Origin of the sequence: Paenibacillus sp. cl130, from assembly GCF_900116035.1 — a bacterium.
Classification (GTDB): Bacteria; Bacillota; Bacilli; order Paenibacillales; family Paenibacillaceae; genus Paenibacillus; species Paenibacillus polymyxa_B.
This window is the reverse complement of the sequence record NZ_FOYG01000002.1, coordinates 455172-472325: the sequence shown is the minus strand read 5'-3', so window position 1 is coordinate 472325 and position 17154 is coordinate 455172. Positions and strand designations below refer to the sequence as shown.

General features: G+C 44.6%; 6 protein-coding genes. 5 read left to right on the top strand and 1 reads right to left on the bottom strand.

Going from position 1 to position 17154, the window contains the following annotated elements; genetic code table 11:
* The first annotated feature begins 12 nt into the window (after positions 1–12).
* The 5 genes from BM358_RS08505 (at position 13) to aspS (ending at position 14980) form a co-directional block, all read left to right on the top strand.
* Positions 13–8889, top strand: coding sequence for a hybrid non-ribosomal peptide synthetase/type I polyketide synthase (locus BM358_RS08505; RefSeq protein ID WP_028540512.1), 8877 nt, complete (start codon positions 13–15; stop codon positions 8887–8889).
* A gap of 60 nt (positions 8890–8949) precedes the next feature.
* Entirely contained in the window at positions 8950–9825 is an 876-nt protein-coding gene (locus BM358_RS08500) for an SDR family NAD(P)-dependent oxidoreductase (protein ID WP_023989386.1), read from the top strand.
* 82 nt (positions 9826–9907) lie between these two features.
* The gene (locus BM358_RS08495; protein ID WP_231517118.1) at positions 9908–10840 is read left to right on the top strand and encodes an acyltransferase domain-containing protein; all 933 of its coding nucleotides are present in this window, start codon (positions 9908–9910) and stop codon (positions 10838–10840) included.
* A 31-nt stretch (positions 10841–10871) separates the two neighbouring features.
* Entirely contained in the window at positions 10872–13145 is a 2274-nt protein-coding gene (gene fabD / locus BM358_RS08490; protein ID WP_023989384.1) for an ACP S-malonyltransferase, read from the top strand.
* Between the two features lie 65 nt (positions 13146–13210).
* Positions 13211–14980 (top strand): aspartate--tRNA ligase, encoded by a 1770-nt coding sequence (aspS, locus tag BM358_RS08485; protein WP_023989383.1) that lies wholly within the window; start codon positions 13211–13213, stop codon positions 14978–14980.
* Between the two features lie 185 nt (positions 14981–15165).
* Here aspS and BM358_RS08480 read toward each other — a convergent pair whose 3' ends face one another.
* Positions 15166–17109: a serine hydrolase domain-containing protein gene (locus BM358_RS08480; protein WP_028540514.1), complete on the bottom strand. Its 1944-nt coding sequence runs from the start codon at positions 17107–17109 to the stop codon at positions 15166–15168.
* Positions 17110–17154: the final 45 nt, after the last annotated feature.

The window sequence follows — 17154 nt, the reverse complement described above, 5'->3', positions numbered from 1 at the left end:
AGGCAATAGAAGATGAAGGATTTTTTTCAATATATTCTAGGCGAGGTAAAAAGCGGACGGATACAAAAAGAGGATGCCATTGTAAAAATACGCCAATTTCAAGCTCAAATGGTTTCACATGAGGCCCCGCAAAGCGGAACAAGGACTGCGGGGTCCTTGGCGGATACGGGAGTCCTTATGCTTGAGCCTTTCTGGAAAGAGCAAGTTGCTCTCCAGAAAGTGGCACGCCCTGAATTTAGCCAGCATCTGGTGGTGCTTTGCGAACTGGATCATTTCGCGGAGCGCAGCATTGAATCGCTCATGAAAGGAACCCGTTACATCAAGCTGCATGCCAGCCAAAGCAGCATGGATGAACGCTTTCAGGCGTATGCCCTCCAGCTGCTCACGGAAGTGCAAATGGTTCTCAAAGAGGACTCCAAGGGTAGCGTACTGATACAGATTGCAGTTTCCGCACAAAGCGCTCAGCAACCTTTCGCAGGACTGTTGGGATTACTGCAGACAGCTGAGAAAGAAAACCCGAAAATCGTAGGGCAACTCGTAGAATTGGAATCTGTAGGTCTGGAAGAGGTGATTGAGAAATTAAAAGAGAACAGTCAATATCCAAAGGATAAAAGAATACGGTATGAGGATGGTAAACGTTTGGTTCTCGGTTGGAACGAGATGAAACCCACTGAGACAACGGGAAGAGTGCCCTGGAAGGATCGGGGGACTTATTTGATTACGGGTGGTGCAGGAGGTTTAGGACTTATTTTTGCGGAGGATATCGCCCAGCGAGTCAGGGAAGCCACGCTAGTTCTTGTAGGCCGTTCAAATCTAGACGAAGGCAAACAGGCCATATTGGAGAAGTTGAAGGCGCTGGGGACCCGCGTTGAGTACAGACAGGTAGATGTAGCACGGAAGGAAGAGGTCTCCAAATTGATCCTTGAGATCAGGGAAGAGTATGGAGGCCTTGATGGTATCCTTCATAGTGCTGGAGTAATACAGGATCGTTTTATTATGAATAAATCACAGGAAGAGTTCGCGGAAGTAATGGCACCAAAGGTTGCCGGACTGGTGAACTTAGATCAGGGGACCAAGGAGCTACATCTGGATTTCTTTATTCTCTTCTCCTCAATAGCTGGGATTATGGGCAACCCCGGTCAAGCCGACTATTCTGCCGCTAATGCCTTTATGGATGCCTATGCCGCGTATCGAAACAGCCTTGTATCCTCAAAGGGGCGCAAAGGGCAGACGCTATCTGTCAATTGGCCTCTTTGGAAGGATGGAGGGATGCATGTGGGCGATGACACGGAGAGGGCTTGGCAAAGTATTGGCATGGTAGCCATGCAAGCTTCAAACGGTATCCAGGCTTTATATAACGGTCTGGCCGCTGGCCTGAATCAGTTATTAGTAATAGAAGGTGAGCAATCAAAATTGCAAAAGTATTTCCTGGCGTCCCAACCACAGGAGAAAGAATATGTTGAAGAGTCAGCTTCTTCAGAGGTGAATCTTGAACTGCTTCTAGAAAAAACCTTATATCAGCTAAAACTATTGTTTGGAGAAGTTACCAAGCTGAGCATTGACAAGATTGATGTCAGCGAGCCTTTAGAGAGCTATGGCATTGACTCCATCATGATTACAAGGCTTAATCAAAAGCTGCAGGGCATTTTTGGAGAAATATCAATGACCTTGTTTTATGAATATCAGACGTTGGAGGCAGTGGCCGAATATTTTATTGCTGATTATCACAAGGAATGCGTACGGTGGACAGGACTCGGAAGCCAGATAAAGATGGAAGAGAAATCCGTCTCCATTTCCGCAACCTTGCATGCTGCCAGCGAGTTTTCTTTGTCACCCCTGCCAAAGGAAGAAAACAATCGTATCCGCAACACGGCTACTAACAGAGACCGTGTGAAACACGAGCAAATAGCGATTATTGGTATAAGCGGACGATATCCGCAGGCCAAAAATATGGAAGAGTACTGGAGTAATCTGGAACAGGGCAAAGACTGTATAACAGAAATTCCTGCGGAACGCTGGAAGAGGGAAGGTTTCTACTGTTCCGACATCAAAGAAGCGGTTGAGAAGGGCAAAAGCTATAGTAAATATGGAGGATTCGTGGAGGGTTTTGCAGATTTTGATCCTCTCTTCTTTAATATATCTCCCCGGGAAGCAATGAGTATGGATCCTCAGGAGCGAATATTCCTGGAAGAATGCTGGAAGGTTTTCGAGGATGCAGGATATAGCAGGGAACAGCTCGCCGAACAGTATAATGGCCGGATTGGCGTCTTTGCAGGAATTACCGGAACGGGGTTCAATCTATATGGACCAAAGCTGTGGGAACAAGGACAACCCGTATTTCCGCGAACCTCCTTCAGCTCGGTAGCCAACAGAATATCCTATTTCTTGAACTTAAAGGGGCCCAGTATCCCGGTTGATACCATGTGCTCTTCCTCATTAACTGCAATCCACGAGGCCTGTGAGCATATCTTTAACGGTGAATGCGAAATGGCTGTTGCTGGAGGAGTCAACTTATATCTTCATCCTTCAAGCTATATCTTTCTCAGTACGATGAGAATGCTATCGCCTGAGGGGCGGTGTAAAAGCTTTGGGGAAGGCGGGAATGGATTTGTCCCTGGCGAAGGTGCAGGGGTTGTGCTGCTCAAACCTTTGTCACGAGCCATTGCAGACAAGGACCATATCTATGCCGTTATTCGGGGAACCCGTATCAACCATGGAGGAAAAACAAACGGGTATACCGTGCCTAACCCGGTAGCACAGGGTGAACTGATTAGAGAGGCTTTTGATAAAGCAGGCGTAAATGCCCGGGCAGTCAGTTATATTGAGGCCCACGGTACTGGAACGGAACTCGGTGATCCTATTGAAATCACCGGGCTTACCCAGGCATTTAAGAAAGATACGCAGGACACGGGGTTTTGCGCTATCGGCTCGGTAAAATCAAACATAGGCCATTTAGAGGCGGCCGCAGGGATTGCAGGCATCGCTAAAATCATCTTGCAAATGAAAAACCGGAAAATTGCCCCTAGCCTGCATTCCCAAAAACTGAACCCTAATATAAACTTTTCCAAAACGCCATTTGTAGTCCAACAGGGGCTTTCTGAATGGGAGCGTCCGATAGTGGAGGAGGATGGCGAGCAACGGGAATACCCGAGGATCGCCGGGATATCTTCCTTTGGAGCCGGTGGGGCTAATGCCCATATTGTCCTTGAGGAATACCTCCCTGCGGAACAGGATGACTTTCAAAATCCCTTTACTCCTCCAAGACCGGTCGTCATAGTTCTGTCGGCAAAAAGTGACGGAGCATTGAAGGAGCAGGTAAGCCAATTGGCTACTGTAATGGATCGGAATGAGTTTTCCGATCACGATCTGGTGAATGTGGCTTATACCTTGCAGACAGGACGCGAAGCGATGGAAGAGCGCCTCGCTGTGGTCGTTGAATCAGTGGAGGAACTTAGAAGCAAGTTGCGGGGCTTTATTGGAGGAAGACAGAGTATTGCACAGCTTTACCGGGGACAGGCCAAGCGAGACAAGGAGAGCTTGAACATGGCCTCAGAGGAGAAAACGCTCGATGAAACGGTTGATTTACAGATTCTAGCGGAAAAGTACGGCAGAATCTCAGACTTGTGGGTCAAGGGTGTCCATATGGACTGGAGCAGACTTTACGGTAATGTCCAGCCCCGCCGTATCCCTTTACCCACATATCCTTTTGCCAGAGAACGATATTGGATACATGTAGATGAAGAAAAGCCGTTCGCCAATACGGCTGCACATCTACATCCATTACTGCATCAAAACACCTCCGTACTTTCTGAGCAAAGATTTAGTTCAACCTTTAGCGGCCAGGAGTTTTATCTGAAAAACTCCGTAATTGACAGAAAGCTTGTCCTGTCAGAAGCGGCATGCCTTGAAATGGTGCGGGCAGCGGTTGAGCAGTCGTTAACAGTACAGGAGAAGGGGCAGGCAAACATCATTATTAAAGATATTGTATGGACACATGCTCCCGCTATAGGAGATCAGCCGTTAGAAATACATATAGGGCTCTTTCCGGGAGATCAAGGAGCGATTGGCTTCAAAATCTACAGCAGATTAACAGAAGTCGGGGACCCTGTCTTACACAGCCAGGGTAATGCCGAATTGGAGATGTTGAATGCAGCGGAAACGTGGGATATACAGGCTTTGCAGATGGAATGCTTTCAGCATGTTTCGCCTGGGATAGACGACGAAGCAGTGTGGGACATGGGAGCCGACGACAGTCTGGGGCATCAGGCCAATGAACAAGTGCATATAGGACAGGGGTTAGTGCTGGCCAAGCTATCGTTGCCTTCCGGTATTAGGAATACTGAGGGCTTATTTGTTTTGCATCCCTTTATAATAAACGCTGCTTTGCAAATGCCGCCGGCATACTTGTTTTCGAATGATGAAAATATCATGTGGCCTTCAGGCATTGATCCTCTACAGAAAATACGGCCGACTGCCATTGAGGGACTCGAAATATTTCGGGAATGTCCCTGTGAAATGTGGGCGTTGATCCGGTATAGCAGAGGAAGCGGGGCTGGTCATAATACGCAGAAGTATGACATTGATTTGTGTGATGAGGCAGGCCAGGTCTGCGTGCGCATAAAAGGATGCTCCTACAAGGAAGTGGACGCATGTGAGAAAACACTTGGTGTAATGATGCTCCAACCCTTCTGGAAAGAACAGGCGGTTGCGGAGGACACGATGGTTCCCATTTACGAACGACATGTGGTAATGCTTTGCGAAACAGATACCATTGCTGCAGGAGATATCGAGTCCTCCTTGGCAGGAGTGGAATGTATCACTCTGCAATCCGGTATGGAAGAGGTTGATCGCCGCTTCGAAAAGTATGCCGTCCAGGTTTTTGAAAAAATAAAAAGTATCCTGGATGACAAACCCAAAGGCAAGGTGCTGGTGCAGATTGTAACGATGCCTCAGCATGAAAAGCTGCTCTTCGCTGGGCTGTGCGGCATACTCAAAACTGCGCAAAAGGAAAATCCAAAGATCCATGGTCAGTTAATTGAAGTTGAGGATACAGAAAAAATGGAAGGGCTCATTGAAATACTAAAAACGAGCAGCCGACATCCTGCGGATAGCCGCATCCGGTTTGCAGAAGGCAAACGTTGGATTCCTGTCTGGAGTAAAGCAGAAATGCCGTCAGAAACACCGGATATTCCATGGAAAGACCGCGGGGTTTATTTGATTACTGGAGGAGCAAAGGGTTTAGGTCTTATTTTTGCTAAAGAGATTGCGCGTCAGGCCAAGGAAGTGACTTTGATTCTTACTGGACGTTCCCTACTGGATCAGGACAAGCAGACTTCATTGGAGGAATTGAAGGCATTGGGCGCCCGGGTAGAATACAAGCAGGCGGATGTCACGCGGAAGGAAGCTGTGGTTGGCTTAATTGAAGATATCAAACAGACATACGGCGGAATCAACGGCATCCTGCACAGTGCTGGAATAATCCAGGATAACTATATTATTAAAAAGACTAGCCTGGAATTCAGGGCAGTGCTGGCGCCCAAGGTTGCGGGACTGGTAAATCTGGACCAAGCCAGTAAGGACATTGCTCTTGACTTCTTTATCCTTTTTTCGTCAGGTTCGGGAGTGGGTGGTAATGCAGGTCAGTCTGACTATGCTGCCGCGAATGCTTTTATGGACGCATATGCCTGGTACCGCAATACCTTGGTAACCTCCATGGAGCGTACAGGCAAAACGCTGTCCATCAATTGGCCGTTATGGAAAGATGGCGGAATGCGGCCTGACCAGGAGACGGAGAAGGCCATGCAGAAGGTGGGTATGTATGCGATGAGGACAGAGACAGGAATGAGCGCCCTGTACCAAAGCATAGCCTGTATATCGGATCAGGTCATGGTGATCGAAGGAGACGTAGAGCTAATCAGCAACATGATGATCATGGAGGGACAGCTTGAAGAAAGCGGCAAAGCATCCCGGGATCAGGCGCTCGGATCAGAAGCTGAAGCATACATCGTTTCCTCCACAGCAAAGAAGACAGAGTCCGGCCAGGAAGAAGACCTGTTGCGTGAAAAGACGGTCCATTACTTGAAGACTCTGCTTTCATCGTCCATCGGCCTGCCCGTATATCGAATCGAAGAGGATACACCTTTTGAAAATTATGGGGTTGATTCTATAAAGTCTATGGAGTTGACCGATCAGCTGGAGAAAACGTTCGATCAGGTGTCGAGGACTCTATTTTTTGAATATCCGGATATCCGGAGTTTAACGGATTATTTTGTGGAAGCCTATCGAGACCAATTGATTGCTTTGTTTGGTATAGATCAGGTAGCGGTGGCAGGCGCGAAAGCTGACACAACTGTTGCAGCAAACAAGGAAGTGTCCGGCAGAGAAGCGGACCTGCTGCGTGAAAAGACGGTCCATTACTTGAAGACCCTGCTTTCAACGTCCATCGAACTGCCCGTATATCGAATCGAAGAGAATACACCTTTTGAGAATTATGGGGTTGACTCTATAAAGTCTATGGAGTTGACCGACCAGCTGGAGAAAACATTCGATCAGGTGTCGAGGACTCTATTTTTTGAATATCCAAATATTCGAAGTTTGACGGAATATTTTGTGGAAGCCTATCGAGACCAATTGATCGCTTTGTTTGGCATAGATCAGGCAACAGCTGCGGGTGAAAATGCCGAACCAACTTCTATAACAAATAAGGCAGTGTCCAGCCAGGAAGAAGAGCTACTGCGTGAAAAAATGGCAAGTTACCTAAAGAGCCTGCTCTCTTCGTCCACTGGACTGCCGGAACATCGCATTGAAGAGGACAAAAATCTAGAAAACTATGGTGTTGACTCCATAAAGTCAATGGAATTAACCGATGAGCTGGAAAAAAACTTCGGCCCGCTATCGAGGACCTTACTTTTTGAATATCCGAATATCCAGAGTTTAATAGAATATTTCCTGGAATCGCATCGAGGCGAATTGATTGAATGGTTTGGTATGGAGCAGGTAAAAGCCCCTTCTCCGATATTCCGTCGTCCCCAATTTTCGGCAACCGAGGTAGAGGCTCAGGAGGAGAAGAAACAAGAAACAGGAGCGATGGACATTGCTGTCATCGGGGTGTCCGGGAAATATCCAGGGGCGGAAAATCTTCAGGAGTTCTGGAGCAATCTCCAAGATAGCAAGGACTGCATTACCGAAGTTCCAAAAGACCGTTGGGAGCACGATCTTTATTTTGACAAGGAGAGAAACAAGCCGGGAAAAACCTACTGCAAGTGGGGCGGTTTCATGGAACGAATAAGCCTGTCAGAGCCAGCATTCTTTCATCTCACCCCCTATGAGATCAGTTTAATGGACCCGATGGAGCAACTTTTCCTGGGAATAATATGGAATTTGCTTGAAAGTGCAGGATATACGCGAGAGGCATTACAGAAGAAGCACCAGAACAAGGTTGGCGTCTATGTGGGCGCTACGTATCACAAATACTGCTCCTGTGATATCGAACCGGACTCTGCCCAACGGGTAACATCATTTGGGTCTGTTGCAGTCGCAAATCCCATGTCGCATTATTTCAATTTCCAGGGACCGAGCATATCCATTGATACGATGAGCTCTTCCTCAGCTGTAGCTGTCCATATGGCATGTGAAAGCCTGATCAGGGGAGAGTGTCAAATAGCGGTAGCTGGCGGGGGAAATCTATTGACCAGCCCCAAAAAGTATATTGAATCCAGTCAAAATCAGTTGATTGGAAGTCATGAAGATAGCAGAAGCTTTGCAGATGGGGATGGGTACCTTCCAGCGGAAGGAGTTGGAGCGGTACTCTTAAAACCGCTTCATAAGGCTGTACAGGATGGAGATTGCATTTTAGCGGTTATTAAATCCACGGCAACCAATCATGGGGGACATAGCAATGGATATACAATCCCTAACCCCAATGCGCAGGCGCAACTAGTCGAAGAAAACTTTTTGAAAGCCGGTATAGACCCCCGGACGATCAGTTATGTAGAGGCAGCCGCAAATGGTTCTACATTGGGAGACCCTATTGAACTTGCTGCTTTGAATAAAGCATTCCAGAAATTCACGACCGAGCAGCAATTTTGTGCCATTGGCTCAGTCAAATCCAATATAGGGCATGCAGAAGCGGCTTCGGGAATATCACAGCTAACCAAGGTCATATTGCAATTGTGGCATCGAAAACTGGTTCCTACCATTAAAGCCGAGAAGCTTAACCCTAATATTAATTTCAGTAATACTCCATTTTATTTGCAACGGGAGGTTCAGGAATGGGAGCGGCCTGTAATTGAGATTCAGGGAGAAGAACGGGAATTCCCGTTGCGGGCAACCGTAAGCTCCTTTGGTGCGGGAGGCTCTAATGTGCATTTCATTCTGGAAGAATATATCCCTTCAGAAAAAGACAACATTCATTTGCGAGTGGCAGATCAGCCCCAAGTGGTGATTCTCTCGGACATAAACCGGGAGAGACTGATGGCGCTTGCCAATCAATTACTGGGATATTTGGAGCAGCAGAGCGATGATGCCTTACAAGATATTGCCTTTACACTTCAGACAGGCCGCGAAGCGATGACATGCCGGGCGGCAATCGTAGCGAATACGCGGCAGGATCTACTCACGGGTCTTAGGGAACTTCTCGAAATAGCCGATAGCGGCAACGGGCCCGAAGGGGCATCTATTCCGTTATTTATAGGAGAAAGTGCAGAAGACTCAAATACGAGTGCGCTTCTCTCAGGGAAAATAGGAGAGACCGTTTCTCAATTGCTGCTAGAGGAGAAAAATATGGAAAATATAGCGATGTATTGGACCCAGGGGGGCAGGATTTCATGGGAGGCACTTCATGAGGATAAAGATGTCCGCAGAATCCCCCTACCGATAACCCTGTTTTAAACATAAACAGGGAACCGATCACTATCAGATGGAAAATACAAAATATTCTGGAGGTAAATCATGAGGGAATTTAAAGATAAGATAGCCGTAGTTACGGGAGCCGCCAGTGGGATTGGCCGTGCTATTGCGGACCGATGTGTAAATGAGGGCATGAAGGTCGTCCTCGCGGATATTGAGGAGGAGGCCCTTCTAAGGGCCGAAAAACAATTGAAAGACATGGGCGCAGAAACGTTATCTGTGGTGACGGATATTTCCAAAGAAGCTGATATACGTGCATTAGCGCAAAAAACGGTTCAGACATTTGGAGCTGTGCATCTTTTGTTCAACAATGCAGGAGTGGACGCCGGAACGGGCTGCTTATTATGGGAAAATACGGTGGCGGATTGGCAGTGGGTAATAAACGTAAACATATGGGGGATTCTCTTTGCAACTGAAATTTTTGTTCCTATTATGCTGAAACAGAAAACCGCATGTCATATTGTGAATACAGCATCCATCGCCGGGCTATTGTCCGGCCCTGGTAATGGCATATATAGCGCATCAAAACATGCCGTTTTAAGCTTGTCTGAAACGCTACACCAAGAACTCAGATTGATAGGTTCCAATGTAGGAGTTTCAGTTGTCTGCCCCGGGTTCGTACGCACCCAAATTATGGATGCGGAACGGAACCGACCGACGGAGCTGAGTAAGCAGACCGGACTAGGAAATCTTCCCCCGGAAAGACAAGTCATTAATCAATTGGCCCGCAAGGCTGTCCAGAATGGAATACTTCCAGAGGATGTAGCAAATCAGATGTTTGAGGGAATCAAAAAAGGGCAGCTATATATCATAACAGAGCCGAAATTCAAACCTGCAATAAGACAACATATGGAGAATGTTCTTAACGAAAGCAATCCCACAGCTTCCCAAATGCAATTAGTTCGTAATTTACTGTGAAATATGTATTTTAAATGGTGTTATTGGGATTTTATCAATGAGTATGTTGTGGGAGGTTAGAATGGACAGATCTGTGATTTTTATGTTTTCAGGCCAAGGCTCACAATACTACGGCATGGGAAGAGAATTATATAAGTTAAATCCAGTTTTCCGAAAATGGATGACCAAGCTGGATGAGATTCATACGGATATTACAGGCAGGTCCGTATTAAAAATGCTGTACGACGACAACCGTGGGAGGGGAGACGTGTTTGATAGCCTGTTATATACTCACCCTGCAATTTTCATGGTGGAGTATGCCCTCACACAGGTATTACTGGAAAAGGGGATTTATCCTGATTATGTTTTAGGTTCCAGCCTCGGTGAGTTTGCATCTGTTGCTGCGGCTGGTTGTATGAGTTATGAAGATACTCTTCAATGCCTTGTCAAGCAAGCAGAAGTGGTAGAAACCTACTGTCCAAAGGGTGGCATGCTGGCCGTAATTGGCGACCTCAGTCTGTATGACCAAATATCCGTATTGAATGCCAACTCAGAGTTAGCATCAATCAACTATGACTCGCATTTTGTCATTTCTGGAAGCTGTGAGGAACTGGAAGAAATTGAACGCTACTTGATAGCAAATGAGATTATATGTCAAAGGTTACCGGTTCAGTTTGCTTTTCACTCTTCCTTAATGGACCCTATAGCCTTGGAATATACAGCGTATTTAAAGCTTAAGACCCTAAGGAATCCGACTATAAATATGGTTTCATCTATGTTCGGAGGAAAGGCGACATCCCTTGACAACCGTTTTCTTTGGGATGTCACTAGAAAACCTATCCGTTTTCGGAACGCTTTAAAATGTCTGGGAGACGGGGACGGGGTCATCTATATTGACCTTGGCCCCTCGGGCACTCTTGCTAATTTTGTGAAGTACAATTTTGGTAGCAAGAAAATGGCAAGTATTTGTTCTATTCTTTCACCTTTTCAAAACGATATGAAAAATTTGGATCGTCTATTTGAAATATTCGACTAATATGCATTCACTAGCAAAAAGGAGGACACAAATGATCGCATATCTGTTCCCTGGACAAGGGGCTCAAGCCAAAGGCATGGGAGTAGGACTATTTGACGAATTTCAGGAATTGGTTGCAAAAGCGGATGCTATTCTTGGTTATTCTATTAAGAAACTGTGTCTTGAAGATCCTGCCAATCAACTAGGACAAACGGATTTTACCCAACCGGCGCTATTTGTCGTAAACGCTTTGAGTTATCTTAATAAATTAAAAGAGACTGGAAGAAAACCCGATTATGTTGCAGGACATAGCCTAGGTGAATACAATGCCTTATTTGCCGCAGAGGCATTTGACTTTGAAACGGGCTTGAAGCTGGTTAAAAAAAGAGGAGAACTGATGGTCAAGGCTACCGGTGGTGGTATGGCAGCGGTCATAGGCTTGAACGAGGAAGTATTTAGAGAAGTTATCGAGAAAAATAATTTAAGGGAGATTGATGTTGCTAATTTTAATTCGCCAAGCCAGATTGTCATCTCAGGACCGAAGGACATGATTGAGCAGGCGCAGCCAATTTTTGAGGATGCAGGAGCCACAAACTATGTGATTTTAAATGTAAGTGGAGCATTTCACTCCAGGTATTTGGAAGATGCCAGACAGAGATTTGAGGCCTATGCGTCACAGTTCGAATTCTCAAAATTGAAAATACCAGTCATTTCAAATATCTATGCCAGACCCTACAGGCAGCAAGATGTAAGGAGTACGCTGATCAACCAGATCGTAAGTCCAGTCAAATGGTCGGAAAGTATAAGATATCTAATGGGTAAAAATGTAACCCAGTTCATACAGGTTGGGCCTGGAAAAGTCATAACAGGGTTGGTTAACGCAATACAACGAGACGCAGAACCGCTGATTGTGAGGGAGGATGAGGAACGTAGCGAGCAGGTACAGGAAGTAAAGTCGAAGAATAGTATATCCGGCCAACGATTTACGGCGGAGTCTCTTGGTCATAGCGAATTCAAAAAATATTATGGACTTAAATACGCGTATCTTATGGGTTCGATGTATAAGGGAATATCTTCAAAAGAGATGGTCGTAAAAGCAGGTAAGGCAGGAATGATGGGATTCTTTGGGGCAGGGGGAGTCAAGATTGGGGCCCTTGAGGAAGCTATAAAGTATATTCAGCAAGAATTGAACCAAGGCGAAGCCTATGGAATGAATCTTATTCATGTTCCCGATCACCTGGAAATAGAAAATAACATCGTTGATTTGTACATAAAATACGGTGTTAGAACTATTGAAGCCTCTGCTTTTATGAGTATAACGCCTTCTTTGGTAAGGTACAGATTGAAGGGTTTGAAACGAAATGAAAAGGGGATCGTAACACCGCAGAACAGGATTATAGCGAAAGTATCAAGACCCGAGGTTGTGGAGGCATTCTTGAGTCCTGCGCCTCAGAATATCGTAAATAAACTGCTCGAGGAAAATAGGATAAGCCGGGATGAGGCCCGGATGGCGATGGAAATTCCTATGGTAGACGATCTGTGTGTCGAGGCTGATTCAGGCGGGCATACTGATCATGCTGTTGCATATGTACTGGTTCCGTTAATGCTTAAAATGAGGGATGAAGCGTTACTTAAGTATAAATACAATAAAAGTATAAGGGTAGGGGCAGCCGGGGGGATAGGGACTCCACAAGCTGCTGCGGCAGCGTTTATACTGGGTGCGGATTTTATCATGACAGGCTCAATCAACCAATGCACGGTTGAAGCAGGGACAAGTGATGATGTAAAGGATTTGCTCCAGCAGTTAAATATACAGGATACAGACTACGCTCCCGCAGGAGATATGTTTGAAATGGGAGCGAAGATTCAGGTTATGAAAAAAGGAGTTTTTTTCCCGGCCAGGGCGAATAAATTATATGATCTTTACCGTAATTATAACTCCATAGATGAAATTGATAGCGGAACCAAAAAATATATTGAAGAAAAGTATTTTAAGAAGAGTATTGAACAAGTATATGAAGATATTAAAGCTTATTACCCGGCTGAGATCATTGAAAAAGCTGAAAGAATTCCTAAACGTAAGATGGCGTTGATATTTAGATGGTACTTTACTTATTCTACACGACTTGCAATGAATGGAGACAAACACAGTAAGGTTGATTATCAAGTACACTGCGGACCAGCCCTCGGCGCTTTTAACCAATGGGTTAAGGGAACAGTCTTTGAGAATTGGAAGAACAGGCATGTTGACGAAATAGGACAAAAAATAATGGTTGAAACTGCGGAATACCTGAATGAGAGGTATAAAGCTTTAACGATAATGTGAGTATATGTGTGGAGAAAAATAGAAATCATTAAGATGATAGGGAATAAAAGAAAGTGGGGTTTTTCATGCATAGTTACAGGACTCATAACTGTGGAGAATTGGATCAAAAACATGTCGGCGAAGTAGTGAGAATTGCAGGATGGATAAAAAATATGCGTGACCATGGCGGGGTTATTTTTATTGACCTTAGGGATCATTATGGAGTAACGCAGATTGTTGTTTCTGATAATAACGAATTGAAAGATTTTGTATCAAAGATCACCAGAGAGTCAACTATTTCTGTTACAGGCACTGTATGTAACAGATCTGAAAATACGATTAGTCCCACTATGAAAACCGGACATATTGAGTTAGCTGCTAATGAGATAAAAGTTTTAGGGAAGGTAGTGAATCCATTACCTTTTGAAGTATCTTTAGCAAATGAAGCTCGGGAAGATTTAAGATTAAAGTACCGTTTCTTGGATCTACGGAATGAAAAAATACACAATAATATTATACTTCGTTCTAAAGTAATTCAAAGTATCAGAAGAAAGATGATCGATTTGAATTTTTTAGAGATCCAGACACCTATCCTGACAAGTTCATCTCCAGAGGGCGCCAGAGACTATTTAGTTCCTAGTAGAGTGCATCCAGGCCAATTTTATGCCTTGCCTCAAGCACCACAACAATTTAAACAATTATTAATGGTTTCGGGCTTTGATAAATATTTTCAAATTGCTCCGTGCTTTAGAGATGAGGATGCAAGGGCAGACAGATCACCCGGCGAGTTTTATCAGCTGGATTTGGAAATGGCTTTTGCAACACAGGAAGATGTCTTTAATGTAGTTGAAAATATGCTATATGAAGTTTTCTCTGAATTTACAAATTTTAAAATCTCAAAGCCTTTTACCAGGATTCCATATCAAGAAGCCATGCTCAAATACGGGAGCGATAAACCTGATTTAAGAAATCCATTAATTATCCATGATGTTACAGAGCTGTTTACAGAGACTGATTTTAAAGTATTTAAAAATAAAACGATAAGAGTTATTGCTGTTCCTGGTTGTGGAGCACAGCCAAGAAGCTTTTATGACGATATAGTAAACTTTGCTATTGAGTCTGGAGCGAAAGGCCTCTCATGGATTAAGTTCAACGATGATATGTCTCTTAGTGGCTCTATTGCAAAATTCATCTCTGAAGAGGTGAAAAACGAATTAATACATGTTACGCAAGCTAGTTCAGGATATGCACTGTTTTTTGCTGCTGATCAACTTGAAAATGTCGAAAAAATAGCCGGTGCTGTCAGAAATCAATTAGGAAAAAGACTAGATTTGCTGGAAAAGGATATATATAAATTTTGCTGGATAGTTGATTTTCCTATGTTTGAATTGGATCCTGATACTCATAAAATTGGGTTTAGCCATAATCCTTTTTCGATGCCACAAGGTGGTATGGATGCGCTGCTGAATATGAATCCTCTTGATATCCTAGCGTACCAATATGATATTGTATGTAATGGGATTGAACTGTCCTCGGGTGCTGTCCGTAACCATGATACGGAGATTATGGTAAAAGCCTTTGAGATTGCAGGTTATACATATGGAGATATCAAGAGTAAATTTCCTGCACTCTTTAATGCTTTTCAATTTGGGCCGCCGCCTCATGCAGGTATAGCACCTGGAATTGATAGGATTGTTATGATCATTGCAAATGAATCGAATATCCGAGAGGTTATTGCTTTTCCAATGAATAGCAAAGCGCAGGATCTATTAATGGGAGCACCTTCGGAGGTTACTGAGAAACAATTGAGAGATGTTCATATAAAATTGGTAAATACTCAGCCAGAAACAGAATAAACAGATTCAACAACATACTGAAAGCAAAGGCTGAAATCGGCACGTATTTGAATCTCATTGAGTGTGTTAAAAACTCTCCCTGCTAGATGCAGAGGAGAGTTTTTTTATTTAGCTCAGATTGGGGTTGTTCACGATGACAATCTTCATCGGTATACTAGAAGGTATGGCAGGCTTATCAAGTGGAGCTATGCCAAAAAGTAGAAATTATAGGAATACAGGAAAATCGAAATAGCTAGAAACGAAAGAATCAGCGTCGCGGTGTATACCTTTCTTAACAATGTTGTTTTGGAAACATTGCATTTTCTTACAGCAAGATAGGCAGCCGGTACAAAGGCAAGCCCAAGTACCCAGAAAAAGATAATATTCAAATTGAAATTGGACATAGGCTGAAAGGGGTCGCCTATCAATTGGATGCTGGAAGCAATGAGATTGACGATCACAAGCAGACCCAGCAATGGTATTACGGTTACACTGTCAGGGAAGGGAAGCCGCGAAGTATTCTTCTGCTTTCTTGCGTCCTTGAGCTTCCGCAGCCACCCTGTAATACCAAAAACAAACCCAAGCGCAAACCAAATGCCGCATGCCCCCACTAGAATATAACTGAAAATGGATGTTTGCAGGAAGGAGATCGGCAATTGGTCATCGATCACTCCATATGACAACTGCGTCACTTTACCATCGGCATTGGTTAAGAAAAAAAGACGACTGATGTTTAAGCCCGCGTAATCATAAGAAGTGCTCCCAGGAGTCACACGTTCAAAAAAATAGGGTTTGGTTTCTACATAATCAACATGAATATTCATGGATGGAATACTCAGAGTGATTCCGCCATTGCCGTTGGCTGTGACCACTTCTTCCGCATTGGATAATACGGGTATAAGCTTCAATATACCAGATGATACTGCACGAGCAGAACGGTATTTTCCCGCCACATCCGCGCTATGCTTCAACGTGCTATCCGCTTGCGGAGTAGCGTGGGAATCCCCAGCAAACAGGTCAATGAGTTCGCTTCTTGCACCGGACATTTCATTTTCCACATTGGTCAGGATGCTGATCCCAAAGTTTTGATCCGGCACGATAGAGACCAGAGAGGAGAATGAATCTGTATTTCCACCGTGCTCGATAACACGATAATCTCCCGCGAACCGTTCCCAAAAGCCATGGGCATTCCCCGGAAGCTCGGGATAGTGGGTATATGAAGCCTCATGCATTTCTCGCAGGGTTTCATTCTTGTTGAATAGCGAATATTTTAAGGAATGCTCCATGTTCAGATGAGCAAGCATAAAATGAGCCATGTCCTCCGAAGTAATGTTTAACGCACCCGCCGGCACATCATTAAAGAAAACATTGGGCTTTGCCACCCAGTTTCCATCCTTCTTGGAGTAGCCTGTTGCTTTATGTTCGATAACCTCCGGGATAAGATCATATCGTTGTGTAAAGTAAGAATGTTTCATGTCTAGAGGCTCAAATATATGTTTCTGAATATAGGTTTCAAAAGGCATTCCGGATACACGTTCTATAATATAACCGGCCAGGTTGGTCCCATAGTTGGAATAAGCAATCACTGTTCCAGGCTCATAAATCTGTTCAGGCTGATTTCTGGGTGCGATATGCTCCTTGAGAGACCTAAGATCAGCAGGATCATGAACCAAAAGTTTTTCCAGGTGCTCCTCAAAACCTGCCGTGTGGCTCATCAGTGATTTCAGGGTAATAGGCTTATCAAAAGAAAGCTTGAGAAAGCCGTCAGGCAAGTATGTGCGGATGTCCGTATTCAAATCCAGCTTTTCCTGCTCAACCAGTTGCATTACTGCCGTCCAGGTGAACAATTTCGATACTGAACCGGCCTCCATATAGGTTGTTTCCGTACTCATGGGTGTTTGTTTCTCGATGTTTGAGTATCCGTAACCTTTTGAAAAAACAATTTTCCCGTCCTTTACTATGGAAACCGCAGCACCAGGAATCGCTGTTCCTATATATTTTTTCATAATTTGATCTGTTCTGTTTTCGATTTCGGAAATCGGAATTCCAGAGGGCGTGGTTGGAACGGACCCAGAAGCATATGCCTGGACCGGGATAAATGCCATCAATGCCAACAGGAACAAAGAGGCAAATCGTTTTTTCAATTTCATATCAAGTCTCCTTTTTGCTGCACTTGAATCTTTAAGGGCAGTCTG